Origin of the sequence: Pseudomonas sp. NPDC079367, assembly GCF_044542195.1 — a bacterium.
In the GTDB taxonomy this organism is placed as follows: domain Bacteria; phylum Pseudomonadota; class Gammaproteobacteria; order Pseudomonadales; family Pseudomonadaceae; genus Aquipseudomonas.
In genome coordinates this window covers 26,620-51,207 of sequence record NZ_JBITTW010000042.1, presented here as the reverse complement: position 1 = coordinate 51,207, position 24,588 = coordinate 26,620, and the positions used below count along the sequence as shown (strand labels likewise).

Here is a 24,588-nt window from a genome sequence, read left to right as displayed (position 1 = left end):
AAATAAACAACAAAAAAGAAAATCAGACGATGCACACCACGCTGTTCGGCATGCACGGTGTACCGATCGAGATCCAGATCCGCACCCGCGAAATGGAAGAGATGGCCAACAACGGCATCGCCGCGCATTGGCTGTACAAGTCCAGCGGCGATGAGCAGCCGAAAGGCACACATGCCCGCGCCCGCCAGTGGGTCAAAGGCGTGCTGGAAATGCAGCAACGCGCCGGCAACTCGCTGGAATTCATCGAAAGCGTGAAGATCGACCTGTTCCCGGACGAGGTCTATGTGTTCACGCCCAAAGGCCGGATCATGGAGCTGCCGAAAGGCTCCACTGCAGTCGACTTCGCCTACGCAGTCCACACCGACGTTGGCAACAGTTGCATCGCCTGCCGCATCAATCGTCGTCTCGCACCGCTGTCCGAACCGCTGCAGAGCGGTTCCACGGTCGAGATCGTCAGCGCACCCGGCGCCCGGCCAAACCCGGCATGGCTCAACTTCGTTGTTACCGGAAAGGCGCGCACGCACATTCGTCACGCGCTGAAACTGCAGCGCCGCTCCGAGTCCATCAGTCTCGGCGAACGTTTGCTGAACAAGGTTCTCAACGGTTTCGACAGTTCGCTGGAGAAAATCCCGGCCGAACGCGTCAAGGCGATGCTCACCGAGTACCGCCTCGAATTGATCGAAGACTTGCTCGAAGACATCGGCCTGGGCAACCGCATGGCCTACGTGGTCGCCCGTCGCCTGCTCGGCGAAGGCGAGCAACTGCCAAGCCCGGAAGGCCCGCTGGCGATTCGCGGCACCGAAGGTCTGGTGCTCAGCTACGCCAAGTGCTGCACGCCGATCCCTGGCGACCCGATTGTCGGCCACCTGTCGGCGGGCAAAGGCATGGTCGTGCACCTGGACAACTGCCGCAACATCAGCGAAATCCGGCACAACCCGGAAAAGTGCATCCAGCTCTCGTGGGCCAAGGATGTCACCGGCGAATTCAACGTCGAGCTGCGCGTCGAACTGGAACACCAGCGCGGCCTGATCGCCCTGCTGGCCAGCAGCGTCAACGCGGCCGACGGCAACATCGAGAAAATCAGCATGGACGAACGCGATGGTCGCATCAGCGTCGTGCAACTGGTGGTCAGCGTCCACGACCGCGTGCACCTGGCCCGTGTGATCAAGAAGCTGCGCGCCTTGACCGGGGTGATCCGTATCACCCGCATGCGTGCATAACCTGCCCATTACAAGGAGTCCTACATGACCAAAACCGTCATCACCAGCGACAAGGCCCCGGCCGCCATCGGTACTTACTCCCAGGCGATCAAGGCAGGCAATACCGTTTACATGTCGGGCCAGATCCCGCTGGATCCGAAAACCATGGAACTGGTCGAAGACTTCGAAGCCCAGACCGTGCAGGTCTTCGAGAACCTCAAAGCCGTCGCCGAAGCCGCCGGCGGTTCGTTCAAGGACATCGTCAAACTGAACATCTTCCTCACCGACCTGAGCCACTTCGCCAAGGTCAACGAGATCATGGGCAAGTACTTCGATCAGCCATACCCGGCCCGCGCCGCAATCGGCGTGGCGGCCCTGCCAAAGGGTTCGCAGGTTGAAATGGATGCCATTCTGGTCATCGAGTGAAGCGCACGGCGCGGCCTTCACGCCGCGCCGACTGCCGCAAGAAAAGGTTTTGAAAGGATTCCACCATGCGCAAAGCGCTAGCTCTCTCGCTGCTCACCCTGTTTCTCGGCGGCTGCGCCAGCGACCCTGCCGACCGTGACATCAGCGGCACCTGGATCAACCAGGTGGCGATCGATGCCGCCGCCAAGGGCGGCCCCCTGCGCGAAGCGCTTCAGGCCTATGGCCCGAATCTGGAATGGGACGTCAACACCAAGGCCAGTCAGGCCCGCTACACCAACGGTTTCGAGAACGTCGAAGGGCGGCTGCTCGGCGAACAGTCCGGCGCCTGGAAAGTCGACTTTTATGGCAGCTCCGCCAGCGAACTGAAACGCGACGGCGGACGCCTGCAGCAAGCCGCCAGCGATAACGAACCCGAACAAATCTTCGATCGCGCACAGATCCCGGTGCCTGAAGGCGCGCCGATCGGTGCGAGCTTCGAGCGCGCGCTGTATTCGGCGTATCTGGGCGGCAACTGGACCATCGCCAGCGGTCAGGGCGAAGGCGGCACCGTGCAGTTTCAAGCCGATGGCCAGGTGACAGGCCTGCCGGGCGTTGATCGTTATGCTTTGTGCCTGGCTGGCGATTGCGCGTCGATGAGCAACGGCAACGACAGCATGTGGCTGCAGCTCAATGGTCAGGGCAATAACTGGATCTTCGTGCGCAAGGGCAAAGAGCTGGAGATTCTGCAGGCAGTTAACGCTGCGCTGGCGGATGAGCAACCGCAGTTCGCCGCGGGTGAGCGCAAGTGGTTGCTGGAGAAGCAGTGACCCCGCCTCGGGGATTGCAGCAAATCCAATGTGGGAGCGAGTTTGCTCGCGAACGCGGTAAAACAGCCAACGTAGATGTTGAATGTTAAGCCCTCTTCGCGAGCAAGCTCGCTCCCACAGCTGTTTCGTGAAGTTTGGAGGTCAGCAGCGACCCTCAAGAATCGCCGCGTAGCCTTCGCGGTAGGTCGGATAAGTCGGCACCCAGCCCAACGCTTTCGCCCGCGCATTGCTGCAACGCTTGCTGCCGGTACGGCGCACGCTGGCGTCTTCCGCCCATTCAGTCACACCCAGATATTTGCGCAGCCAGCCCACCACTTCGGCCAACGGCGCTGGCGCATCGTCTACACCAATGTAGAACTGTTCCAACTTCGCGCCCTCGCGGTCTTTCTCCAGCAGAAACGCCAGCAGACCCGCCGCGTCGTCGGCGTGAATACGATTGCCATACAGCGGCGGCTCGACGGCGACGCGGTAGCCGCGACGCACCTGAGTCAGCAGCCACTCGCGGCCGGGGCCATAAATGCCGGTCAGGCGCAGCACGCTCGCCGGGATGCCGCTGTTGAGCGCAACCTGCTCGGCTTCGAGCATCAAGCGACCTGAATAACCGGTCGCGACAGTCTCGCAAGTCTCATCGACCCATGCCCCGTCCTGCTGGCCATACACGCTGCTGCTGGATACGAAAATCACTCGCTCAGGCGCTTGCCCGTAGTCATCCAGCCAGCTCAGGACATTCTGCAAGCCTTGTACGTAGGCTTTGCGATAGCCCTCTTCATCGTGGTCGGTGGCCGCAGCGCAATACACCAGATAATCCACAGCCCCCACCGGCCAGGTAGCGGGACATTCTTCGTTGAACAAGTCGCCGGCGACGCCGATGACACCCTCCGGCAGCTTGGAAACGTCCCGGCGCAGGCCATGGACTTGCCAGCCAGCGACCAGTAATTGCGTGGCCAGACGACTGCCGACATCACCACAGCCGGCAATCAAAACAGAAGGCGCGGACATCAAAAAACTCCTATCGGAAAGGCACAGACTAGCTCCGGCAAAGGACGAACGGCTAGCAATGAAGGAAAAAAAGTTACTCTATTACTTTTGTTAACAAGAATTACTTGCAATAATGCAGGCCACTTTTGTTCTCGGCCTCACGAGGCCTGGAAGAGCAACAACGTTTTTCTATCTCAGGTCCGGCCAGCATGACACGTAATCAAACTCCCGCTTCGCCAACCATTCGACCTCGCGCCTGGAGCGCTGTCGCGGCTCTGTTGCTCAGCCTGATGCTGGCACCGACCGCCGCCTTCGCCGACGCTCAAGCGCCAGCAACCCCAACCGCCACCGAACAGAGCGCACCCGTTGCCGCTCCGGCTGCACCCGCCGCCACCGATCCGGTGCAGGCTGTCGATGCGGCCGAAGCGCCTGAAGTCCTCGAAGCCGACAACACCCTGGGCATGGCCCATGACCTGTCGCCATGGGGCATGTATCAGAACGCCGACATCGTCGTGAAAATCGTGATGATCGGTCTGGCCATCGCGTCGATCATCACCTGGACCATCTGGATCGCCAAAGGCTTCGAGCTGATGGGCGCCAAGCGTCGTCTGCGAGGCGAAATTGCCGCACTGAAAAAAGCCACCACCCTCAAAGAAGCCAGCGCCACGGCCGGCAAGGAAGGCACACTCGCCAACGTGCTGGTGCATGATGCGCTCGAAGAGATGCGCCTGTCGGTCAACAGCCGCGAGAAGGAAGGCATCAAGGAACGCGTCAGCTTCCGCCTCGAGCGTCTGGTAGCTGCCTGCGGTCGCAACATGAGCAGCGGCACCGGCGTCCTCGCCACCATCGGTTCAACCGCGCCGTTCGTAGGTCTGTTCGGTACCGTGTGGGGCATCATGAATTCCTTCATCGGCATCGCCAAAACCCAGACCACCAACCTTGCCGTCGTCGCGCCGGGTATCGCTGAAGCGCTGCTGGCCACCGCACTGGGCCTGGTTGCCGCGATTCCTGCGGTGGTGATCTACAACGTGTTCGCTCGTTCCATCGCCGGTTACAAGGCGCAGGTTTCCGACGCATCGGCAGAAGTGCTGCTGCTGGTCAGCCGCGACCTTGACCACCAGCCTGAGCGCAGCTCGCAGCCGCACATGGTTAAAGTGGGGTAATCGGCCATGGGCCTGCATTTGAAAGAAGGCGCAGACGACGATCTGGCCGAGAACCACGAAATCAACGTCACGCCGTTCATCGACGTGATGCTGGTGCTGTTGATCATCTTCATGGTTGCCGCGCCGTTGGCCACCGTGGACATCAAGGTGGACCTGCCCGCTTCGACCGCCAAACCGGCGCCGCGGCCTGAGAAACCGGTGTTCCTCAGCGTGAAAGCTGACCAGCGCCTGTTTCTCGGTGACGACGAAGTGAAAGCCGAAGCACTCGGCGCCACCCTCGACGCCAAGACTCAGGGCAAGAAAGACACCACCATCTTCTTCCAGGCTGACAAAGGCGTGGACTACGGTGACCTGATGAGCGTGATGGACAGCCTGCGCGCCGCCGGTTACCTGAAGATCGGTCTGGTAGGTCTCGAGACGGCAGCCAAGAAATGATCACGACGCGCCATAAGCTGACGCGTTACAGCGGTAGCCTGGCCGTGGTGCTGGGCGTGCATGCGCTGGCCATCGCGCTGGCGCTGAACTGGACTGCCCGCCCGCCCATCGAATTGCCGCCGCAGGCAATGATGGTCGAGCTGGCCCCGTTACCTGCCCCGCCACCGCCGGCACCGCCGAAAGTCGTCACACCGCCGCAGCCACCGGCTCCGGTGGAAGAGTTGCCGATTCCGAAACTGGCTGAAGCACCAAAAGCGGAAATCGCGGTGCCGAAACCCAAGCCGAAGCCAAAGCCTAAACCGCCGAAGCCGATCGAGAAGAAGCTGCCTGATCCGCCGAAAGAGAAACCTTCCGAGGAAAAACCGGCCGACACTCAGCCGACCCAGGCACCGACGGAGAAATCCGCCCAGCCGGCACCGGGCCCATCGCCAGCGCAACTGGCGGCCAAGGCCAGCTGGCAAGGCACCCTGCTCGCGCATTTGCAGAAGTACAAGAAATACCCGCAAAGCGCACAGGCACGGGGCAAGGAAGGCTTGAATCGTCTGCGTTTCGTGGTTGATGGCGAAGGCAATGTGTTGTCGTTCGAACTGGTGGGCCGCTCCGGCAACGCTGATCTGGACCGGGCCACCCTGGACATGATCCGCCGTGCCCAACCGCTGCCCAAGCCGCCGGCGGACATGCTGAACAACGGCTCGATCGAAATTGTTGCGCCGTTTGTTTATTCCCTCGAACGTCGGCGCTAAAGAGCAAGATCCAAAGATCGCAGCCTTCGGCAGCTCCTACAGGGAATCGCATTTCCAAATGTAGGAGCTGCCGAAGGCTGCGATCTTTTGCTTTTCTCCTTATTCACGAGCGGCAAACCCACATCGCCCGGTGTCGCACTCAGCCCTCAGTCTGATAACGTGCGTCTATCGATTGCAGCCGGTATGCTTGGCGCGCAACTTCATGGACGCTTGCTATGACCCTCACAGAATTACGCTACATCGTTACCCTCGCCCAAGAGCAGCATTTCGGCCACGCCGCCGAGCGTTGCCACGTCAGTCAGCCGACGCTGTCGGTGGGCGTGAAAAAACTTGAAGACGAACTCGGTGTGCTGATTTTCGAGCGCAGCAAAAGCGCCGTGCGCCTGACCCCGGTCGGCGAAGGCATCGTCGCTCAGGCGCAGAAAGTCCTGGAACAGGCCCAAGGCATTCGCGAACTGGCTCAGGCCGGCAAGAATCAGCTGACCGCGCCGCTGAAAGTCGGCGCCATCTACACCGTTGGCCCGTACCTGTTCCCGCATCTGATTCCACAACTGCACCGGGTCGCCCCGCAGATGCCGTTGTACATCGAAGAAAACTTCACCCACGTGCTGCGCGACAAACTGCGCAATGGCGAGCTCGATGCAATCATCATCGCCCTGCCGTTCAACGAAGCCGACGTGCTGACCCTGCCGCTGTACGACGAGCCGTTCTACGTCCTGATGCCGGCCCAGCACCCGTGGACCAAGAAAGAGTCCATCGACGCCGGCCTGCTCAACGACAAGAGCCTGCTGCTGCTCGGTGAAGGCCACTGCTTCCGCGATCAGGTGCTCGAAGCCTGCCCGACCCTGACCAAGGGCAACGACGGCGCCAAGCACACCACGGTGGAATCCAGCTCGCTGGAAACCATTCGGCACATGGTCGCGTCCGGCCTGGGCATCTCGATCCTGCCGCTGTCCGCGGTAGACAGCCATCACTACGCCCCCGGCGTGATTGAAGTGCGTCCACTGACCGCGCCGGTGCCGTTCCGCACGGTGGCGATCGCCTGGCGCGCCAGCTTCCCGCGGCCGAAAGCCATCGAGATCCTCGCCGACTCCATTCGCCTGTGCTCGGTGGCCAAACCTGCCGCGCCGGTTTCGGCCGGTTAAGCGAGCGTCATGACGGAGCTGTCGCAAGTGTCGGTGACGGCACTCAAGGGTGTCGGCGAGGCCATGGCCGAGAAGCTGGCCAAGGTCGGCCTCGAGAATTTGCAGGACGTGCTGTTCCACCTGCCGCTGCGCTATCAGGATCGCACCCGCGTGGTGCCGATCGGCGCATTGCGGCCGGGGCAGGACGCCGTGGTCGAAGGCACCGTCAGCGGTGCCGACGTGGTCATGGGCCGTCGCCGCAGTCTGGTCGTGCGCTTGCAGGACGGCACCGGCGGTCTGAGTCTGCGCTTCTATCACTTCAGCAACGCGCAGAAAGAGGGTCTCAAACGCGGCACGCGGGTGCGCTGCTACGGCGAAGCGCGGCCCGGCGCGTCGGGTCTGGAAATCTATCACCCAGAATACCGCGCGATCACCGGCGACGAACCGCCGCCCGTAGACGAAACCCTGACACCGGTCTACCCGCTCACCGAAGGCCTGACCCAGCAGCGCTTGCGCCAGTTGTGCATGCAGACCCTGACGCTGCTCAAGCCGAGCACGCTGCCCGACTGGCTGCCGACCGAGTTGGCCCGCGACTATCAATTGGCGCCGCTGGCCGATGCGATCCGCTATCTGCACAACCCACCCGCCGATGCCGATGTCGATGAGCTCGCCCTCGGTCATCACTGGGCGCAGCATCGTCTGGCGTTCGAAGAGTTGCTCACCCATCAACTGTCGCAACAGCGTCTGCGCGAAAGCATGCGATCCTTGCGCGCGCCAGCCATGCCGAAAGCCACCAGGCTGCCGCCGAAATACCTGAAAAATCTCGGCTTCAACCCGACCGGCGCGCAACAGCGTGTCGGCAACGAAATCGCCTACGACCTCAGCCAGCACGAACCGATGCTGCGGCTGATTCAGGGCGACGTCGGCGCGGGTAAAACCGTGGTCGCAGCCCTCGCCGCCCTACAAGCGCTAGAGGCCGGTTATCAGGTCGCACTGATGGCGCCGACCGAGATCCTCGCCGAACAGCACTTCATCACCTTCAAGCGCTGGCTCGAACCGCTGGGGATCGACGTCGCATGGCTGGCCGGCAAGCTCAAGGGCAAGAACCGCGTCGCCGCGCTGGAGCAGATCGCCAGCGGCACGCCGATGGTGGTCGGCACTCACGCGCTGTTCCAGGACGAAGTGCAGTTCAAGAACCTCGCGCTGGTGATCATCGATGAACAGCACCGCTTCGGCGTGCAGCAGCGTCTGGCTCTGCGACAGAAAGGCGTTGGCGGGTGCATGTGCCCACATCAACTGATCATGACCGCCACACCGATTCCTCGGACGCTGGCGATGAGCGCCTACGCCGACCTCGACACCTCGATCCTCGATGAATTGCCGCCCGGGCGCACGCCGGTCAACACCGTGCTGGTCACCGACACCCGTCGCGTTGAAGTCATCGAACGCGTGCGCGGCGCTTGTGCCGAGGGTCGACAAGCGTATTGGGTGTGCACGCTGATTGAAGAATCCGAAGAGCTGACCTGCCAGGCCGCCGAAACCACTTTCGAAGACCTCACCGCCGCCCTCGGCGAATTGAAAGTCGGGCTGATTCACGGGCGGATGAAGCCGGTCGAGAAAGCTGCGGTCATGGCCGAATTCAAGGCCGGCAACCTGCAACTGCTGGTCGCCACCACGGTGATCGAAGTCGGCGTCGACGTGCCCAACGCCAGCCTGATGATCATCGAAAACCCCGAACGCCTCGGCCTCGCGCAACTGCACCAATTGCGCGGCCGCGTCGGTCGTGGCAGCGCGGCCAGTCATTGCGTGCTGCTTTACCATCCGCCGCTGTCGCAAATCGGCCGTCAGCGTTTGGGCATCATGCGCGAGACCAACGACGGTTTCGTCATCGCCGAGAAAGACCTCGAACTGCGCGGCCCCGGCGAAATGCTCGGCACCCGCCAGACCGGCCTGCTGCAATTCAAGGTTGCCGATCTGATGCGCGACGCCGATCTGTTGCCCGCTGTGCGCGACGCTGCGCAAGCCCTGCTGGAACGCTGGCCGACCCACGTCAGCCCGTTGCTCGACCGCTGGCTGCGGCATGGGCAGCAATACGGCCAAGTGTGAGCACGGTCGCAGTTTCTGACAGAACCTTGCGAACAAGCTGGTTATACTCCTGCCATTGTTTCAAAAACGGATACAGACCATGACTGACGCAGCTCTCGCTCCCGAACTCCCGCACGCACCGTCTGTGATTCGGCTGTTGCTCGGCAAGCTGGGTATCGCCTACGAAGAAGTGCTCGATCATCACGGCCTCAATGCTTCGCGCAAGGTCCAGGCCGTGTTACTCGACGATGCCGTTGGCGCGTTGATGGTGCTGTTTCCACAGAGCCAGTTGCTGGATCTCAATCGCCTTGCCGAACTCACCGGCCGGCGCCTGACCGCCGTCTCCACCGAACGCCTGGAAAAGATGCTCGGCAAACACAACCTGAGCCTGCTGCCGGGGCTGCCGGCGCTGACCAGTTCGCCGTGCCTCTACGAAGAAAGCCTGCTGCGCGAGCCGAAGCTGCTGATCAACTCCGGCGAGCCGGGCTTGCTGCTGGAAATCAGCAGTGAAGACATCAAGACCATGCTGACCAAAGCCAGCGCAGCCAACTTCGGCGAAGCCCTGAGCAGCATTCGCCCGAACCTCGACCGCCCGGACGATGACCGCGAGGAAATCACCCAGGCCGTGCAAGCGTTCACCGCGCGGCGCATCCAGCAGCGTCTGGAAGCGACCATCGAGATTCCGCCGCTGGCCGAGACCGCGCAAAAAATCATCAAACTGCGCGTCGACCCCAACGCCACCATCGACGACATCACCGGCGTGGTTGAAACCGACCCGGCGCTGGCTGCGCAAGTAGTAAGCTGGGCGGCGTCGCCGTACTATGCCTCGCCGGGCAAGATTCGTTCGGTGGAAGACGCGATCGTCCGCGTACTCGGCTTCGATCTGGTGATCAACCTTGCGCTGGGCCTGGCCCTCGGCAAGACCCTGAGCCTGCCGAAAGACCACCCGCAACACACCACACCGTACTGGCAGCAATCGATCTACACCGCCGCCGTCATCGAAGGCCTGACCCGCGCCATGCCACGCGCCCAGCGCCCGGAAGCCGGCCTGACCTATCTGGCCGGTCTGCTGCACAACTTCGGTTACCTGCTGCTGGCCCACGTGTTCCCGCCGCACTTCTCGCTGATCTGCCGCCACCTGGAGGTCAACCCGCACCTGTGCCACAGCTACATCGAGCAACACTTGCTGGGCATCAGCCGCGAACAGATCGGCTCGTGGCTGATGCGCTACTGGGACATGCCCGACGAGCTGGCCACCGCCCTGCGCTTCCAGCACGACCCAAGCTACGACGGCGCCTACGCCGAATACCCGAACCTCGTCTGCCTGGCCGTGCGCCTGTTGCGCGGTCGCGGGATTGGCTCCGGCCCGGATGAAGACATTCCCGACGCCCTGCTTGAGCGTGTCGGCCTGACACGCGACAAAGCCAATGACGTCGTCAGCAAAGTCCTGGAAGCCGAAGTCCTATTGCGCGAACTGGCCTCGCAGTTCAGCCAGGCATAAAAAAACAGGCCCGCTCCCCCAGGATTTACACAAATCCCTGTGGGAGCGAGCCTGCTCGCGAAGAATCCAACTCGGTCTAACTGACCACCTCAAGCTTTAGGCTTAGCCTTCCTCGGCACCAAATACTTCATCAACCCCTGAAACCACATTACCAGCGCCGGATTACCCTTGAGCTGGATCGACTTGTCCTGAATGCCCTGCATAAACGCCAATTGCTTGTTCTTTGCCTGCATCGTCGCAAAGCCATAACCGGCATCCTTAAACGCAATCGCAAACGCCGGCTCCGCCACCACGCCAGACTTGCTGGTGATGCGCTGATCCTTGACCACGAAATGCCGCGCCACTTTCCCGTCCAGCGTCTGTAGCTGAAACACCAGATCCTTGTCACCCAACTGCTGCTGGAACGCAGGATTTGTCCGGCTGGCCTTACCCATCAACAAACCCATCATCCACAGAAGAAAACGAAATTTCATGCGCACAGCCTCAAAAGAAAAATGAACGGCCGAGGCAGTGTAAGGGATTCGGATGATAACGCCAGTATCTGACTCCATTGGAAGAGGATGCAGACCATTTCCCGCACGATGACCGCCAAGTCACGATTAAGCGCTCGCCCACTGATCGTTCCCCCGCTCCGCGTGGGAATGCATCCCGAGACGCTCCGCGTCTCACCACTCACCTTTCCTAACCTGTTGAAACACATCCCTGTAGGAGCTGGCGAAGCCTGCGATCTTTTGATCTTCCGGCCCGCGAATCTATGGGAAATTTCCTGCAAAGTGCGGGGCTGTCCATGAACTAGGCGAGCTTGAAGATCACCGATAGGCTTTCTGCGTCATCGGGTATTCGGTGACCGGATGTGCAAGTCCGAATTCGGGAGCAATTTCTTCTTACTCCAAGGGATTTACACCGATGACCAATTCAACTACCGACACCGAGGACACCTCCCCCTACGAATCCTTCGATTCAAGAAAACTACATGAAGCCGCCGAGCGCGTCCTCGATCACCATTTGGGCAACTCCGGCCATCCACCGGTCCCACGCCGCGAAGGCTTGTTCAGCCTGAACCCGGACATCGACGCCGAAGCCCTCCTGGCCAACGCCTCGGAAGACCTGCTATCCATCAGCATCATCGCTGCGGATCTTGCGGACGACATAGATGGCTCCCGCCGCTCAGTTGCACTGGCCCTGAGCAGAATGCCGGACGGGGTGCGATTGATGGTGGAAGGGACGCTTGACCATATTGAAGTGCGGAACCTGGCTGCCAAATCTTAGCGAGATTCGCGGAAGAAAAGTGGGGGCGTTGAGTCCCCTTTCTCGATGATCCCTGTCTTACCACCGACAGCCTGTCTCTGGAGATGCATCCATGGTGATGTCTTGTTCAAATGAATACTTCTTTCCGGATTTGTAGTTCGTGTAAGTCATCCCGTAAATTCGAGCACCCTGGCTGACCATTTCATATTCGCCTGTCAGCGAGTCTTCGGACACTTCTACCCAAGTTGTCGTGAACTGAGAAGGCCGCCCCTCTGCCATGACTTCCTCTTCGACACTCCGATAGACAAGGGGAATGACCTTTCGGGACTTCGTGTACTTGACCCCTGCTCCGCTCCACCGTGAGACGGTGTCGTAATAGGATCGAAACTCGAAATTGATGTTCTTGCCTTCCAACGAACGGAAGCAGGAAACCTCGGTGGTAACCTCACCTAGGGCAGTCAGCGGTATTAGAAGAAGCGCAGAAATAAACGCAAACGACGATTTCAAACCGATCATTCCTTAGCGACTTATGGGCAATTGAAAGTGCATTTGTGCGAACTTTACGGGAATAGGGCCGGATCATTTCTTGGAGACTCCAGCACTGCGCTCACCCACCCTCGCCGGGATTTTCGAAGCTTTTCCCGCTTCAGACATTCGCGATGCGTATTGCTTGTACGCCGCCACCGCCCGCTCTTTATCGTTCACGGCCCAATAACTGTCAGCGAGATTCAGGTAAGCAACCGTCCTGTTTGGGTGGTCAGCAATCACTGCGTTGAGCAACTCAATCGACTCAGCGTAGTAACCCGCCTCGCCGAGCAGAAAACCGAGGTCGTTGGACCAGCCGGGACGCTGCGGGTAGTAGTACTTTGCGACGATATAGCTATCCGGGGGACAAGTGTCATGCGAGCCACCGCCCATCAACGCGTAGCTCATCGTATCCTTGAAGGAAGAGTCATCACCCTTTCGGTAGGCTGCCAGCGCCATATCCAGCAAATCAGCCGAATTGACGGTCATCAATTTCTTTCTAACGCCCTCAATCCTGCCAGTACGAGCAACCTGCAGTTTCTGCAGCGCCTCACGTCCATCGAAAGAGGCCAGAGTGATTGTGCCCAATGTCTGCACCGGCAACTGCACTACGCTGACAAGCGACCGGTCACAGGAGTCGTTGTTCGCCACTTCCAGCAGAGCTTTCAGCTCAAACTGCCTTGAACTTCTATTGAAGGCGAACAACAGGTTGAAGTTGTAAACCGCGTTATCTTCCTCGCTGGTTACCAGCGCGATGTAATCCCCTGCCTCAACGAACGGCTGCTTGACCACAGCTTCCTCAACCTGCGGATCAATGACAGTCATGACGCCGGGGCGACCTTTAAGTACATGGACGCTGAATACACCCTGAAGCGCAGACGAGTACTGACTCTTGATCAGAGGCAGCGCCTTCGACGTATCGAGCAAGATGTCCTCGTCACGTGTCTGTACCGGCGCAATCAACAATCGGTTAGAAACGTCGTCCGCATCACCCGCCAGCACAAACACCTTTTGCCGTGATGCATCACCCAGCAAGCTAGCCGAGATTTCCTTCAGGACTTGGGGCGCAGCAAGCGCGGGAGAACCCGGTACAGCGACACAACAAGTTAGAGCGCAGAGAACGCTCTGCAATACGCGTTTCACTTTCTTCAATCCTTGATTCAATCAAATGATGTCCAAATACGCCCCAATAGAGCTCGTCCAATTAGGCACCGGGTTCAGGCGCGCCGCACTTCAGCTCTTTGATTTGCTCGTTGTTGATCGGAATCACACAGGCAAGGCGCTTTTCTCCGAGCCCACGAAGCTCAGTCAAACTGAGCGTCACGTGCAACCCATCCTCGGCAAACACATGATCCTCAAACCCGGCATCGGCATAGTCCGTCCAAAAAGCCTTGCCCTCGAAACTGCAAAACCGCTTGGAGGACAGCGCCCTCCAACCGCCGTTGGGCGCCAATATCTGGACCGTCAGGCATGGGCTGCCAAAGGTGCTGACATAACGTGCCACGACATCGCCAAAGCGCTGGGAGCCGGAAAGGTACACCTTGTTCAGATCGACCACATTACCCGGCTCATCAGCGACGATTGTGTCCAGGTAAGCCGCACGCTCCAGACTCAGTCTTGCCATGCAGTTGTTGATCGTCGTGACATGCGCTGCCACCCCAGGCTCGATTTCCGTGGCTTCAAGCGGGCACGTGGTGTCGCGTAGCTTGATCCAGGCGCGCTGGGATTCTCTGGCCATGGCGACCAGCGCCTTACCCTGCTCAGGGTCGCGCCGCTGTTGAGACTCAAACCGTCCCAACAGTTTCTTGTAGCTGGCATTGAGTTGCGTGTCGGCTTCCTTGCGGGCCGCCTCCACACACCGATCGACCTGGGCGCTCACGGTGATTTTTTTGCAGTCGTCTTCGGCCATTGCAAAAGAGGCAAACAGGCATCCAAAGGACAACGCGATAAAACGCACAAGCATGTTCAATTTTTCATTCCCTGATTGGCAGGTAATAGCCGTGCCACTCCGGGCAGGCACCGCATCCGCCGTATCCACCGATCGAAACAAGGCTGCCCTTGCTGCCTGTCACGCAATCCATCGCCACGACCACGTTGTTCAGCATCTTCGTTTTCGCACCGTCGGACGTACGCTGTAGAACCTTGCCGATGTCACGCCGCAGCACTTTGCCGCCGATGTTGATGGTCTGGTCGGAGCAGACCGGAATGACGTGGGTTTCCGTGTCCTGCACTGTCACGGATCGGCAGGACGAAACCAACACCACTTCAACACCGCCACACTGCATGACATCGCGTTGGGTGTAAGCATCCGTCGGCGCGGCGAAGGCTGGGGAAGAGAACAACCATGCCACGCTCCCGGCGAACAAAAGCTGATTCATTGAGAAATCCTTTCCGCCGTTAGCCGGCCTTTTGTTTTGCCAGGCACTTTGCATAGCCGTCCGCAAACTTGGTGTCGAATGACAACGCCACCGGCTCATCCAACTCGGCCGAGGTGTTGAGCAATTCGTGAATAGCCGTGGTGTATTTGATCCAGCCAATCGTGCCGCTGCCGTCGGTGTCGAAAAACAGCTGAGCGCGCACTACTTCACCGTCATCCTCGTCAATCAGCAAATTGACCTTGTCCTTGCCGACATAACGAAACGGAAAATCGCTGCTCCTGACAAGCTCCGTAAGGTAGCCGTAGCAACTCCCTTCACTGGCAGTCGCGGGCAGCGAATGAGGTAAAAACAAAAGCGCAATCAGCACAGGCCGAATCAAAAACCCGTTCATCCACTCACTCCTCATCCATCGGCGACGATTCCACGTCGGTCATGCTCAGCAGCCGAAAATCATTGTTCACAAACTCGTAGTAACGATCCCGGTTACCACTTTCCAACGCATTCCCCTGCGCATCTTCTTCGCCGTCGAGCGTGATGCCGGAAACGATGACCAAACGGCTGTCGGGCTTGTAAACCATGCCGAACGTGCTGCCGTCGTAAGCATTCGGCAGACCGCCAACCACTTCACCGGTCTGGGCGTCCAGCACTTCGCCGCAAATGGCGCTGCCGCCACAACCGAGCCTGTGCAGGATGTAATGGCCGGCGAAGTTGACCTTGCCGTTCAGGGCTTGCACCCGTGCCTGATCCATCATTGGGCTGCTGTTCTCTTGCGGCACCAGCTTATGGTTAGGGCCGGTGAAAACTGGCGTGACGGTGTAATCCTTGAAGGCTGGATCGGCAGCGAATGCCATGGACGTGGCAGCCAATATCAAGCTGCCGAGAAGAATCGAAAATCCTTTCACGTAGTAACTCCGTAAATGCAGTGGGGACCGTCGGCTTACTCAGCCTGCCCTTCATAACGCTGTGCCTGCGGGTCGAATTGCCACAGATGTGGTCGGGTCATGGCCTTTTCACCCTTGTAGCGGATCTGCCCGCGCTTATCGCGGATGTAGGAATAGATCTCGATGTCCTTGAACTCACCTCCCCCCTTGGGTGGGCCGTCCAGAACTTTGACCCCGGCGAAGTAATCGCCGCCCGAATACCTCAAATAACCACGGCACTGGATCAGGAAGGCAAATGTGCTATCCATTGATGAGCCAATGCCGACGCGGGAATTGAAGATGAAGTCTTCGATGCCATCGCCATTTAGATCGCCGCGAAAAACCACGTGGCCCGGATCGATAGAAAATTCTTTTCCATCAAGACTGGAAAGTATGTCTTCCGGATGTTCACCGCTTTGCGACCATTGCGATAAGAAATATTTTGAGTCAGTTTCCTGATTGCAAACATCTGCCGCCATAACCGCTATCGGCAACCAGCTCACACATAACACCAGCAATCGTTTCACTTCGTATCCTTCGAATTAATCAATTGCAACTCACCATCCCGATACAACACCTCACACCCCACCCACGCCGGATCCACCTGCGGCATCACCGCCGACGGCTTGCGCAATTCGCGCAACAACGTCGAGCCATGCGACAAGCGCCCACCCATCCGCGCAATCACCGCACGCGCTGTTTGGTAATGCGCATGTCGCCCCGGATCGAGGGTGTCTTCGAGCAAGATGTCCTCGCCGAGGATGCCTTGCACCTGCCCCGGATAAATCATGAACCCGGTGGCCTGCTCCGCACCTTCACGACCGTCCTGCCAAAAGCCGCCATCGCGGGTGCGCACATCCGGGTGCGGCGCGAACCAATGCTCGCGGTCCGCCAGCGGCATGGCGTGGTGCAGACGGAAGAAGATGCGCATCAGGTTGTCGCGATACCACTCGCGCACTTGCAGGTAGTAGCCACGCAAGCCCGGCAGGCCGCTCGAATGGGCGAGGCGGATCAGACCTGGCCATTGCGGAAATGGTTGTAATGGCAGCTCACTCGACGCGGGTCGAGGGGTGGCCGGATCGGTTTCCCACGGCAAGCGGTGAGGACTGTTTTCAAGGTTGTCGTACGCGGTCGGCGGGCGGCCCAGCCAATCGCCACCGCTGCTGGCCAGTGCCGTGGCGATGCACAGATTGCCTTGCACCACGAACACGTAAAACCGGGTGAACCAGTCCGCAAGTTGTTGGCCATTGGCACTCTGGGCGACGAGTTCGGCCAGCTCCCGATCAAAGCGCTGCAAGCCATTTTCAAGGCTCAGCAAATGGCCGCGAGCCTTGCGTTGCATGCGCAAAAACAGCGGCAACGAACGCAACATCTTCAGTGGCTGCCACGGCAAATGCGGCGTCGCACCACCGACTTCACCAGCGTAGTTATCGGCGCTGATGCCCCAGTCGGCCAGCCGGGCGAGAAACAGATCATTGTTGATATAGGACGCGCCACCGAACACAGCGGTGAACGGCTCGTTGTCCTGCAACACTCGCGCATCCCAACGCGCCATGATCGCCGGGATACTCGCTGCCGCGCGGCGTTGGGCGTACTCCACCAGCACGCTCGGTTGCGGCGGCAGGATCTCGGCGATGTTGGCGGCGGTCAGGTGGCGGCGCCAGCCGTAATCGCTGATTGGCCGGTATTGCAGCAGCCACAGTTGCGCGCCGTCCCAGGCCCATTCGACGTCGCCGGGCACGTAGTGGAACACGCGCAGCACGTCTTGCAGAAAGCGCCAGAGCAGGTCTTCGGTCAAGCCGTGGGACGGTGTGAACGTGCCGCTGCGCCACGCATCGCCGAGCCGCGAAAGTGTTGCCCGTGAGGGGCTTACATGACCGTCGGCGAGCGATTCGAGATGGCCTTCCACCCATTCCAGTTCTACCGAGAGATGGCGCACAAAAGCGATCCCGGACACTACCGGGGTGATGAAGCGCTGCACCACCACTTCCTCGACGCCTTCGGCCGTCAGTTCGGCGATGCGTTTCGGCACATTGGCGGTCGGCTCGCGCAGATAGGTGGTGCTCAAACCGGCATTCGCCGAATCGGCCTGATCCTCGCCATAACTGGAGGAGCGCACCGCCCAGATCACATCAGGTTGGGCGGCAAGAAATACCGGCAGACGCGGGTCGCTGCACTCGTTGAGCGTCAGCGCTGCCGGCACCGCTTGCCGCGCCAGTTCAGCCAGACGCAAACGCCCGCCCTTGGTGTGGGCGACAAACCCGCGCTCGCCCGACTCCAGCCACTCGGCGAATTCGGCGGGCGCGTCGATCCACGGGTAATGGCCCCAACCGGGTTTCAGGCTGATGCTCAGATCGGCGCGGGCGAGAATCGCCGACCACGCTGCCGCTTGCTCGATCCCGAGTACAGCGTCCTGATCGCCCCAAACCAACTCGACCGGATCGGTGATCCACTCCAGCAGCGGCAACGCGGTGTCGGCGCGAATCAGATCCCAGTGCGGCACAAACGCACGGCAGCGCGCATAGCCGGCGCCCATGCGCTGGTACTGCGCGGGCGTCCAGGTCTGGTTGGAGAACTTGCGCGCGAACAGCGTGGGTTTGTTCGACAGCAGCCAGTGGATGGTCTTGCGGATCGGAAGCGGTGACATCAGCGCCGGCAATCGACGCTGCCACAAAAACGCACCGACCGGCGCCAACAAAACACTGCGCGAAAAGTGCCCGGGCCGACGTTGCAGCGCATGCAGCACCAGCAAGGCATTGACCCCGACCGCCATGATCGCGCTGCCCTGCTCAGTCATCGCCAACAAGGTCTGCGCGTAGTCCGCCAGATCCTCGCAAGGCAGCTGCGGATTCGCGCCGAAGCCCGGCAACTCCAGCGGCACCAGGTCGTAGCGCTGGAAGTGTGGCAGCGCGTCGTCCCACCAATCGGCAGCGCTACCGTTGCCGGCCAGCAGGTACATCAAGGGCTTGCTCATGAGCGATCCTCAGGTCAGATCGCGCAGAGCGGCGTCGAGGGTTGGATAGCGGAATGTGTAACCGGCCTCGGTCAAACGCTGCGGCACCACGCGCTGACCGTCGAAGAACAGCTGCGCCATTTCCCCCGCCATTGCACGCACTGGCGCGGCAGGAATGTGCAACCACACCGGACGCTTAAGGACCTTGCCGGCCTGCTCGGCGAACGCGGCCTGAGTGACCGTTTCGGGCGCTACCATGTTGTAGGTGCCACGCAGAGTGTCGTCGTTGAAAGCCCGCGCGATCACCTGAAGCACATCGTCGCGATGCACCCAACTCATGATCTGCCGACCGTCGCCCATGCGCCCGCCGAAACCCAGGCGGAACGGCAGCAGCAACGGCGTCAACGCACCACCCGGGCCGAACACTACGCCAAGACGCAGCACCACCTGACGCACGCCAAACTCAGTGGCCGGTTGCGCGGCGGCTTCCCAACGCGCGCAGAGTTCGGCCATGAAGCCGTCGCCCTTGCTGGCGCGTTCGTCGAGGCTTTCGCTGGCATCGCGCACACCATAAAAACCGATGGCTGAGGCTTGAATCCACAGCGTTGGTTTTTGCTTGGTGTTCTTCAGCCAGGTCATCAGTGCTTCGGTTGTGCCGACTCGGCTGGCGAGCAGTTGCGCCTGACGCTTGGGGCTCCAGCGCGGCCCGGCGACGGGGGCGCCGGCGAGATTGATCACTACGTCGAAGGCTTCGTTGTGGCTGAGTTCGCTGAGCGAATGCACACAGCGGATGCGGCCATTGAATAGATTGGCCGCGCTCAACGGATCGCGCGTCAGTACGCTGACCGAATGGCCCGCGTCGAGTAATCGATTGACCAAGGCTTCGCCGATGAACCCGGTGCCGCCGGTGATTAGCACTCGCTTGTGGGCGCCATCAGCAAACGGGTTGGATTGGCTCGGTGTCTTTACTGCAGGAGACTTTCGGCGGTCATGGCGATAAAGCCAGACCAGCGGCGGCAACAGCATCAGCAGCGCAAAACCGTCGAGCCACAGGTGCGACCAGACCTGTTGTTGCGCTGACAGCCACATGTCCTGCGGCGCCCATAACAGGATGCCGGCGATCAACCAGCCCCACACCGCCGGGGCTTTCAAGCGATTGCCGATGTGCACCAGCGCGAGCATGTACAGCGAATAACTTTGCAGCGTCGCGCCGAACAGCGCGAGCCACCAGACTTGTTGTTCGTGGCCGGCGGTGGGTACTGCGTCGGTGCCCCAGAATGCGAGTTCGAGATTGTGCAGGTAGCCGTCGAGTAATCCGGAATGACCGGCCCAGGTCAGGGTGAGACCGGCGAGAATGTGCACGATTGCGGCGGCGTATAGCCAGAGCACGAATGCTGGGCGAAGGGAGTTCGAGGGGGCTGGCATTCCGTGTCCTGAGCGCATTCCTTGGGGGTGGGGAGTTTAAAGGAAAATGGGGGTTTTCAGTCGCTCGAACACAATACGTTTTGTCGCTATCGCACTGAGTGAGCGTCAATCAAGACGAGCAGCTCCTTCAACCTAGCAATATCCTCCTCATAAAAGGCATTACATTGCGTCACGACCACATATTCATAGCCGGTCGCTTTTTCATGGGTGCTGCATACAATCCCCGGACCTTCCCCGCCATCCTGCCTTCCATACACGACATCCCGCGCATCCGTCAGCACCCAGCCTGCCATTGCCAATTTCGTCCTGGCTGATTCAGGAAGTCCATCGAAGTGCATGATTGCCTCAGCATTCGGCAGCTTGACGAGCAAGTTGTATGGCGACGATAAAGAGCTCATTCCCACGGTTTTCGTGACTTCGGCGAGGTCCTTACCCCGCACGATAAACGTGGGGAGGCCGTCTAGATCACCTTCATAAGTTGACTGATGAAGTGGCGAAAATTTCAGGACTTCAATTGCGCCCTTGCTGACACAGCTGACGAGCTCCAGCATTGGCTGAACGTCATGAAACTCGCAGGTGGACTCTTGAGCAAACAATGTCGGTGATAGAAGTGTCGTGCAGAATGCGAACACCCACCTCAAACAAGATTGGGGCAAGCTCAACTGAATGCCCCTGTACGCATTTCCATTCACTGAGTGCCACCTGCTCAAATACATTCAATAGAATCGCTGAATCCAAGAAATTCCACAAAGCCGCCGAACGCGCCATCGACCACCACGTCAAACTGCCCACCGAACAAACACGACATGCGAAACCGGCCTCTTTAGCCTCTCCCCGGCACGGACGCCGAAGCACTCATGGCCAACGCCTCCGAAGACATGCTGTCCATCAGCGCCATCGCTGCCAAATTAGCCGACGATGTCGAAGGCTCAAACCGCTCGGTGGCATTGGCACTGAGCCGAATTACCGATGGTGCGCAGCTTATGGTGGAACGTGCGTTGGATCATCTGGAAGAGTTGATAGTGGCGAGGCAGGAAGCGAAAACGTAAACGGAACGAGGGGGACGGATTAAGTTGCCAGCCCGTCCCCCTACCCCGCTGTATCTACTAATTTTTGCTCGGTGTCATAGCCCCAAATGAAGATCTAATATCAGATAACTTAGGATCACTTTTGAGGTTTGACCTAGGCACACATGCAGAAAACTTGACCGTTGCACCTTTCACGCCTTTCAACCCATAGAAACAGTCGAACCACAGCCCCTTTGTTCTCACCGAGTACTTACTCTCAGCTGCAGCTCTGTCTTTTTCAGAGTCCCAAAGCATAAAAGGCGACATTAATACTCTGACTGCGGCGGAGCCCGACGCTGACGAATGAGCAAGATCCACCTCTCCCGTTTCTGACCCTTGTTGCAAAACTTCATCAGCAGCGTAGCTGTATTTATATTTACCATTGCTATCAAAGCGGCCAGATGCAGCCAAGCTTTTTTCAAACTCAACAGGCTCAATTAAAAAAACATTTTCCTCTGTCAAAATATCTGGCCTTAAGCTTAGGTTCGAGACCAGTTCTCCATAGCAAATACCATCTTCAAGTTTTACGTTCAATTTAAAACCTGGGATATCTGGGATTGAAACTCCACATATATTTGAAGGCTGTGACTGAGCCACCGAAAAAACCGACATTAAAAATAATCCAAAAGCAAAAATAGGGATAGACCATGATTCACTGTCCAACACTAAAACGTAGTCTGCCCCTGTATCACTCATTACCTATCCACCTTCATATTCAACATGATAAGTTTTTGAGCCTTTAAGTAACGACAGCATACGTTTTCTGGTAGTTTTAACATCTTCTTCGTCGCCACAGGCCTCTATCATAAAAACATGATCAGTGCCAGCCTCCAATACGGCAGTAAAGCAGTATGAATTAGAATAATATATTCCTTCCCAGCCGGACCAATTAACCCCAGAAACACGACTAGCCTTTGACAGCGGCTGCATTCCCGTACCAATCTTCAATCCGTCGGCCTGCTGTACAAAGCCGCTAGCTACCGCGTCTGAAAAACTCATCGCTACGCAGTTCATCTTTACATTTTCTGTTCTACCATCTTTATATTTGTACTTAACAAATGAAATATCATCATCAGTCTTGAAAAACAAAACACCAGGAGATTCATTTACCTCCATGACACAACCTTTACTTTGCACAACTACGCTATCACTAGCATGCACAAACAAAAACGAACTTAACAGATACAAAAAAATAAATTTACTCATATTTTCTGCCTTTTTACAGAAAAAAAGTGGACAGACCACGCTTTTCGGGTATCTACTAAAACCGTGACCTGTCACCATTTCACCCCCGCTTGTCAACTCCAGCTACTCTGACTCCCCTTCATACTTCTGAGACTCATAGTTAAATCGCCAAACATGCGCAGTAGTTAACGGCTCTCCGCCTTCGTATTTGATTCTGCCGTTTGATTCCCGCTTGTACGAAAAAATTTTGATATCTTTAAAAACGCCCCCCTGCCCACTTCCCGACTCCTGCACTTCCACCTTCGCAAAATAGTCAGCGCCAACCAACTTTAAATATCCGTGACATTGAAGTAAAAAACTAAAAACCCGATCGCCGCTAGATCCGACACCCGTTGATGCCTCAAATATAAAGTCATCGATATTATCGTTATTCAGATCGCCTACAAAAACGGTCGTTCCGTGATCAACTAACAGCTCCTTGCCGTCTTGTGTCGAAAAAACCTTAACCTTACTTTCGCCAACCTTCCAATCAGAAATAAAGCTTATTGAATCTTTCTGAACATCGCATATCTCACCCTCAGAAGCCCAAGTTAAACCAGGAAGAATACCAATCAGAAAAAAACTTAGATATTTCATATCAAACATCTATAATAAAGGTGTTCCTGCCAGGCCTTACGGCACCTTGAGGAAGGTTAGTTCCGTACAAAATCGCATTTGTAAGCGCAACAAATAAATCCGTCCCCTTTACCGTCCCTTTACCTAGCGCTGAAGTAAATAAGGCATATAAGAAGTGAGTGGCATGCATCAGAGGCTTCCGTATCCAGTTGCTGATCACCATTAACGGGGCTTGTATAGCATATTCGTTCGACTGCTAAATTGCTGCCGTGCTGAGCAGATTCTCCAAGTCAGGCATTGAACAGATCTGCTCTATTTGCGCACCGCAAGATTGCTTTCACTTACCGGTCAGCTTGTCCATGCCAGGTTGCAGACCGAAGCTCTTCAGGATGTTGAAGAAACCGGGGACAGACCACGTTTTTTGACAACTCCTGAAAAGTGGTCTGTACCCATTTAATTTATTAAACCTCTACTCCCCTGACCAATACCAAATCGTATCACCCCATCGCGAATCATCTACATTCGGCATAATTTCTCCCTGTTTAAAATATCGCCGAGAGTTAGCTTGCGCGGGAGTAAACCAATAACCTTGTTTACTACATGGCTGCCCCGAGTCAACACGACCAACTTGTGAGATGCTGGACCCGGTATAGTTTCTAGCATACTCAACCAAGTCCTTGGGATAAACCATATGATCTATTTTGCTATCATCAATCCCATAAAGAAATGCAATAACACCTGCTTCAAAGGCCCAGTAACCAATGTAGCTGCCATCATCACCATCAATACTTAAATGCGAGTCGTGCCAACTCGCCTGGAGTTCGCCAAAAGATTCATACCACTGACCGCAATATTCATTTAAAAGCTTAGATGCCTCGGTTTTGCTAGAGGCATAAATTGATCTGATCAGCTTCGTATATACTGGGTGAAACCACTCATCTATATCAGCCCTCCCTGCCAAATTTTTACGTAGCAAATCTTCGTACAGCGTATCCTCACTATTAAAGCCTGCCGCATCTGTCAAACTTACAAACTTGGCCAATAGATCATTCCGATGCAACAGGATGCACAGGCTGGCCACCTGAACAAACTCCTCAAAATCCGCTGGAGAATCTTCAAGATCTAGTGGCGATATATTCGGCACACCCTCATACTCAGCCAAGGCATTTTGATACAACTCAAAATTTCGCACGACTCTTTCAAGCGGTTCAAACAACTCTGAAATAGGTTCTCCAGCTGTATACCTGATTATCAAAGCGCCGAGAGAATCCTGTTTAACCTCAAAGGCTTTCAAAAATGCTTCCTGGCCTGGAAAATCTTCTTCCAGATTGTGCGTACTCCAATACGATTCCGAAGCATCATAAAAGCCCACAAGGTTTTTATAATACGCCTCTGTAATAAACGGCTGCCTTCTATTCATTTTTGTTTAAGCCTCAAGCCGCAAAGAATCTAGTGCACCATGTCTTTTCGCCAGCGATTTTTTTCGCCTATTCACAGCTTGCTTTACCTCATCTTCACCATAGTGAGAAAAAAGGGGACAGACCACGTTTTCGGGTAATTACTAAAACCGTGGTCTGTCCCCATTTCCCACACGGATGGTTCGAAGCAGAATGATTCGCTGGTGACTGCGCTGTGGACGGCGAAAGGGAATAACGCAAAATACAAAAGCATGACTTTTCATATTTATCAAAACTCGTTAACGATGAACGACCTCTCAAGTAAAAAATGCAGAGTTGTTATCAACGAGCGGACAAATTTATTTATGCAGCAAAAAGAGGGACGATTAGATCCCTCATTTTTTTCACTGCCTTT

Annotated in this window: 27 protein-coding genes; 11 read left to right on the top strand and 16 right to left on the bottom strand. The window is 57.4% G+C overall.

Annotated elements, in window-relative coordinates; genetic code table 11:
• The 3 genes from ACIGDJ_RS24055 to ACIGDJ_RS24045 form a co-directional block, all read left to right on the top strand.
• Nucleotides 1-1,220: RelA/SpoT family protein (locus ACIGDJ_RS24055; protein WP_397504627.1), on the top strand; the 1,220-nt coding region annotated here is incomplete at its 5' end.
• 24 nt (nt 1,221-1,244) lie between these two features.
• Entirely contained in the window at nt 1,245-1,625 is a 381-nt protein-coding gene (locus tag ACIGDJ_RS24050; RefSeq protein WP_397479805.1) for a RidA family protein, read from the top strand.
• 65 nt (nt 1,626-1,690) lie between these two features.
• Nucleotides 1,691-2,431, top strand: a complete 741-nt coding sequence (locus tag ACIGDJ_RS24045; RefSeq protein ID WP_397479806.1) for a hypothetical protein — start codon at nt 1,691-1,693, stop codon at nt 2,429-2,431.
• A gap of 141 nt (nt 2,432-2,572) precedes the next feature.
• Here the strand turns inward: ACIGDJ_RS24045 and ACIGDJ_RS24040 are convergent, their stop codons facing one another.
• Complete coding sequence (locus tag ACIGDJ_RS24040) at nt 2,573-3,430, bottom strand: SDR family oxidoreductase (protein ID WP_101161644.1); 858 nt, start codon at nt 3,428-3,430, stop codon at nt 2,573-2,575.
• 188 nt (nt 3,431-3,618) lie between these two features.
• On the opposite strand from ACIGDJ_RS24040, the gene exbB reads away from it, so the two are divergent.
• From exbB to ACIGDJ_RS24010, 6 genes are all read left to right on the top strand, one after another.
• Complete coding sequence (gene exbB, locus ACIGDJ_RS24035; RefSeq protein WP_101161646.1) at nt 3,619-4,572, top strand: tonB-system energizer ExbB; 954 nt, start codon at nt 3,619-3,621, stop codon at nt 4,570-4,572.
• 6 nt (nt 4,573-4,578) lie between these two features.
• Entirely contained in the window at nt 4,579-5,007 is a 429-nt protein-coding gene (exbD, locus tag ACIGDJ_RS24030) for a TonB system transport protein ExbD (RefSeq protein ID WP_397479807.1), read from the top strand.
• A complete protein-coding gene (locus tag ACIGDJ_RS24025; protein ID WP_312999797.1) occupies nt 5,004-5,750 on the top strand; it encodes an energy transducer TonB in 747 nt (248 codons plus the stop codon). The genes exbD and ACIGDJ_RS24025 overlap by 4 nt, the downstream gene beginning before the upstream one ends.
• Nucleotides 5,751-5,965: 215 nt before the next feature.
• Nucleotides 5,966-6,895 (top strand): hydrogen peroxide-inducible genes activator, encoded by a 930-nt coding sequence (locus ACIGDJ_RS24020; RefSeq protein ID WP_101161651.1) that lies wholly within the window; start codon nt 5,966-5,968, stop codon nt 6,893-6,895.
• 9 nt (nt 6,896-6,904) lie between these two features.
• A complete protein-coding gene (gene recG / locus ACIGDJ_RS24015; RefSeq protein WP_101161653.1) occupies nt 6,905-8,980 on the top strand; it encodes an ATP-dependent DNA helicase RecG in 2,076 nt (691 codons plus the stop codon).
• A gap of 79 nt (nt 8,981-9,059) precedes the next feature.
• A complete protein-coding gene (locus tag ACIGDJ_RS24010) occupies nt 9,060-10,460 on the top strand; it encodes an aminoacyl-tRNA deacylase and HDOD domain-containing protein (RefSeq protein WP_397479808.1) in 1,401 nt (466 codons plus the stop codon).
• An 89-nt stretch (nt 10,461-10,549) separates the two neighbouring features.
• Here ACIGDJ_RS24010 and ACIGDJ_RS24005 read toward each other — a convergent pair whose 3' ends face one another.
• The gene (locus ACIGDJ_RS24005) at nt 10,550-10,933 is read right to left on the bottom strand and encodes a helicase (protein WP_016985803.1); all 384 of its coding nucleotides are present in this window, start codon (nt 10,931-10,933) and stop codon (nt 10,550-10,552) included.
• Nucleotides 10,934-11,366: 433 nt separating this feature from the next.
• Between ACIGDJ_RS24005 and ACIGDJ_RS24000 the strand changes: the two genes are divergently transcribed.
• Nucleotides 11,367-11,729 carry a DUF6124 family protein gene (locus tag ACIGDJ_RS24000; RefSeq protein WP_397479809.1) on the top strand — a complete coding sequence of 121 codons (363 nt, stop codon included), beginning with the start codon at nt 11,367-11,369 and terminating at the stop codon, nt 11,727-11,729.
• 57 nt (nt 11,730-11,786) lie between these two features.
• Here ACIGDJ_RS24000 and ACIGDJ_RS23995 read toward each other — a convergent pair whose 3' ends face one another.
• From ACIGDJ_RS23995 to ACIGDJ_RS23950, 10 genes are all read right to left on the bottom strand, one after another.
• A complete protein-coding gene (locus ACIGDJ_RS23995; RefSeq protein WP_101161659.1) occupies nt 11,787-12,224 on the bottom strand; it encodes a hypothetical protein in 438 nt (145 codons plus the stop codon).
• Between the two features lie 63 nt (nt 12,225-12,287).
• Entirely contained in the window at nt 12,288-13,376 is a 1,089-nt protein-coding gene (locus ACIGDJ_RS23990; RefSeq protein ID WP_101161661.1) for a M48 family metallopeptidase, read from the bottom strand.
• 61 nt (nt 13,377-13,437) lie between these two features.
• Entirely contained in the window at nt 13,438-14,196 is a 759-nt protein-coding gene (locus tag ACIGDJ_RS23985) for a lysozyme inhibitor LprI family protein (RefSeq protein ID WP_312999826.1), read from the bottom strand.
• A gap of 10 nt (nt 14,197-14,206) precedes the next feature.
• Complete coding sequence (locus ACIGDJ_RS23980) at nt 14,207-14,611, bottom strand: hypothetical protein (protein ID WP_256589912.1); 405 nt, start codon at nt 14,609-14,611, stop codon at nt 14,207-14,209.
• A gap of 19 nt (nt 14,612-14,630) precedes the next feature.
• Entirely contained in the window at nt 14,631-15,002 is a 372-nt protein-coding gene (locus tag ACIGDJ_RS23975) for a hypothetical protein (RefSeq protein ID WP_397479810.1), read from the bottom strand.
• A 4-nt stretch (nt 15,003-15,006) separates the two neighbouring features.
• Nucleotides 15,007-15,462: a hypothetical protein gene (locus ACIGDJ_RS23970; protein WP_397479828.1), complete on the bottom strand. Its 456-nt coding sequence runs from the start codon at nt 15,460-15,462 to the stop codon at nt 15,007-15,009.
• A gap of 86 nt (nt 15,463-15,548) precedes the next feature.
• Complete coding sequence (locus ACIGDJ_RS23965) at nt 15,549-16,058, bottom strand: hypothetical protein (RefSeq protein WP_312999802.1); 510 nt, start codon at nt 16,056-16,058, stop codon at nt 15,549-15,551.
• Nucleotides 16,055-18,505, bottom strand: coding sequence for an alpha/beta hydrolase (locus ACIGDJ_RS23960; protein WP_397479811.1), 2,451 nt, complete (start codon nt 18,503-18,505; stop codon nt 16,055-16,057). The genes ACIGDJ_RS23965 and ACIGDJ_RS23960 overlap by 4 nt, the downstream gene beginning before the upstream one ends.
• 9 nt (nt 18,506-18,514) lie before the next feature.
• A complete protein-coding gene (locus ACIGDJ_RS23955; protein WP_397479812.1) occupies nt 18,515-19,909 on the bottom strand; it encodes a TIGR01777 family oxidoreductase in 1,395 nt (464 codons plus the stop codon).
• A gap of 86 nt (nt 19,910-19,995) precedes the next feature.
• Nucleotides 19,996-20,460 (bottom strand): hypothetical protein, encoded by a 465-nt coding sequence (locus ACIGDJ_RS23950; RefSeq protein WP_093429648.1) that lies wholly within the window; start codon nt 20,458-20,460, stop codon nt 19,996-19,998.
• Between the two features lie 306 nt (nt 20,461-20,766).
• Between ACIGDJ_RS23950 and ACIGDJ_RS23945 the strand changes: the two genes are divergently transcribed.
• Nucleotides 20,767-20,958, top strand: coding sequence for a DUF6124 family protein (locus tag ACIGDJ_RS23945; RefSeq protein ID WP_397479813.1), 192 nt, complete (start codon nt 20,767-20,769; stop codon nt 20,956-20,958).
• Between the two features lie 57 nt (nt 20,959-21,015).
• On the opposite strand, the gene ACIGDJ_RS23940 is transcribed toward ACIGDJ_RS23945, so the two are convergent.
• From ACIGDJ_RS23940 to ACIGDJ_RS23925, 4 genes are all read right to left on the bottom strand, one after another.
• Nucleotides 21,016-21,672 carry a hypothetical protein gene (locus ACIGDJ_RS23940; RefSeq protein WP_397479814.1) on the bottom strand — a complete coding sequence of 219 codons (657 nt, stop codon included), beginning with the start codon at nt 21,670-21,672 and terminating at the stop codon, nt 21,016-21,018.
• Between the two features lie 3 nt (nt 21,673-21,675).
• Nucleotides 21,676-22,182, bottom strand: a complete 507-nt coding sequence (locus ACIGDJ_RS23935; RefSeq protein ID WP_397479815.1) for a hypothetical protein — start codon at nt 22,180-22,182, stop codon at nt 21,676-21,678.
• Between the two features lie 102 nt (nt 22,183-22,284).
• Nucleotides 22,285-22,806, bottom strand: a complete 522-nt coding sequence (locus ACIGDJ_RS23930) for a hypothetical protein (RefSeq protein WP_397479816.1) — start codon at nt 22,804-22,806, stop codon at nt 22,285-22,287.
• A gap of 439 nt (nt 22,807-23,245) precedes the next feature.
• Complete coding sequence (locus ACIGDJ_RS23925; protein WP_397479817.1) at nt 23,246-24,196, bottom strand: PoNe immunity protein domain-containing protein; 951 nt, start codon at nt 24,194-24,196, stop codon at nt 23,246-23,248.
• Between the last annotated feature and the right edge of the window lie 392 nt (nt 24,197-24,588).

Coding starts and splice junctions, on each gene's coding strand:
- ACIGDJ_RS24050 (WP_397479805.1), top strand. CDS start 1,245: ATGACCAAAACCGTCATCACCAGCGACAAGGCCCCGGCCGCCATCGGT.
- ACIGDJ_RS24045 (WP_397479806.1), top strand. CDS start 1,691: ATGCGCAAAGCGCTAGCTCTCTCGCTGCTCACCCTGTTTCTCGGCGGC.
- ACIGDJ_RS24040 (WP_101161644.1), bottom strand. CDS start 3,430: ATGTCCGCGCCTTCTGTTTTGATTGCCGGCTGTGGTGATGTCGGCAGT.
- exbB (WP_101161646.1), top strand. CDS start 3,619: ATGACACGTAATCAAACTCCCGCTTCGCCAACCATTCGACCTCGCGCC.
- exbD (WP_397479807.1), top strand. CDS start 4,579: ATGGGCCTGCATTTGAAAGAAGGCGCAGACGACGATCTGGCCGAGAAC.
- ACIGDJ_RS24025 (WP_312999797.1), top strand. CDS start 5,004: ATGATCACGACGCGCCATAAGCTGACGCGTTACAGCGGTAGCCTGGCC.
- ACIGDJ_RS24020 (WP_101161651.1), top strand. CDS start 5,966: ATGACCCTCACAGAATTACGCTACATCGTTACCCTCGCCCAAGAGCAG.
- recG (WP_101161653.1), top strand. CDS start 6,905: ATGACGGAGCTGTCGCAAGTGTCGGTGACGGCACTCAAGGGTGTCGGC.
- ACIGDJ_RS24010 (WP_397479808.1), top strand. CDS start 9,060: ATGACTGACGCAGCTCTCGCTCCCGAACTCCCGCACGCACCGTCTGTG.
- ACIGDJ_RS24005 (WP_016985803.1), bottom strand. CDS start 10,933: ATGAAATTTCGTTTTCTTCTGTGGATGATGGGTTTGTTGATGGGTAAG.
- ACIGDJ_RS24000 (WP_397479809.1), top strand. CDS start 11,367: ATGACCAATTCAACTACCGACACCGAGGACACCTCCCCCTACGAATCC.
- ACIGDJ_RS23995 (WP_101161659.1), bottom strand. CDS start 12,224: ATGATCGGTTTGAAATCGTCGTTTGCGTTTATTTCTGCGCTTCTTCTA.
- ACIGDJ_RS23985 (WP_312999826.1), bottom strand. CDS start 14,196: ATGCTTGTGCGTTTTATCGCGTTGTCCTTTGGATGCCTGTTTGCCTCT.
- ACIGDJ_RS23980 (WP_256589912.1), bottom strand. CDS start 14,611: ATGAATCAGCTTTTGTTCGCCGGGAGCGTGGCATGGTTGTTCTCTTCC.
- ACIGDJ_RS23975 (WP_397479810.1), bottom strand. CDS start 15,002: ATGAACGGGTTTTTGATTCGGCCTGTGCTGATTGCGCTTTTGTTTTTA.
- ACIGDJ_RS23970 (WP_397479828.1), bottom strand. CDS start 15,462: ATGGCATTCGCTGCCGATCCAGCCTTCAAGGATTACACCGTCACGCCA.
- ACIGDJ_RS23960 (WP_397479811.1), bottom strand. CDS start 18,505: ATGAGCAAGCCCTTGATGTACCTGCTGGCCGGCAACGGTAGCGCTGCC.
- ACIGDJ_RS23955 (WP_397479812.1), bottom strand. CDS start 19,909: ATGCCAGCCCCCTCGAACTCCCTTCGCCCAGCATTCGTGCTCTGGCTA.
- ACIGDJ_RS23950 (WP_093429648.1), bottom strand. CDS start 20,460: ATGCTGGAGCTCGTCAGCTGTGTCAGCAAGGGCGCAATTGAAGTCCTG.
- ACIGDJ_RS23945 (WP_397479813.1), top strand. CDS start 20,767: ATGGCCAACGCCTCCGAAGACATGCTGTCCATCAGCGCCATCGCTGCC.
- ACIGDJ_RS23940 (WP_397479814.1), bottom strand. CDS start 21,672: ATGAGTGATACAGGGGCAGACTACGTTTTAGTGTTGGACAGTGAATCA.
- ACIGDJ_RS23935 (WP_397479815.1), bottom strand. CDS start 22,182: ATGAGTAAATTTATTTTTTTGTATCTGTTAAGTTCGTTTTTGTTTGTG.
- ACIGDJ_RS23930 (WP_397479816.1), bottom strand. CDS start 22,806: ATGTTTGATATGAAATATCTAAGTTTTTTTCTGATTGGTATTCTTCCT.
- ACIGDJ_RS23925 (WP_397479817.1), bottom strand. CDS start 24,196: ATGAATAGAAGGCAGCCGTTTATTACAGAGGCGTATTATAAAAACCTT.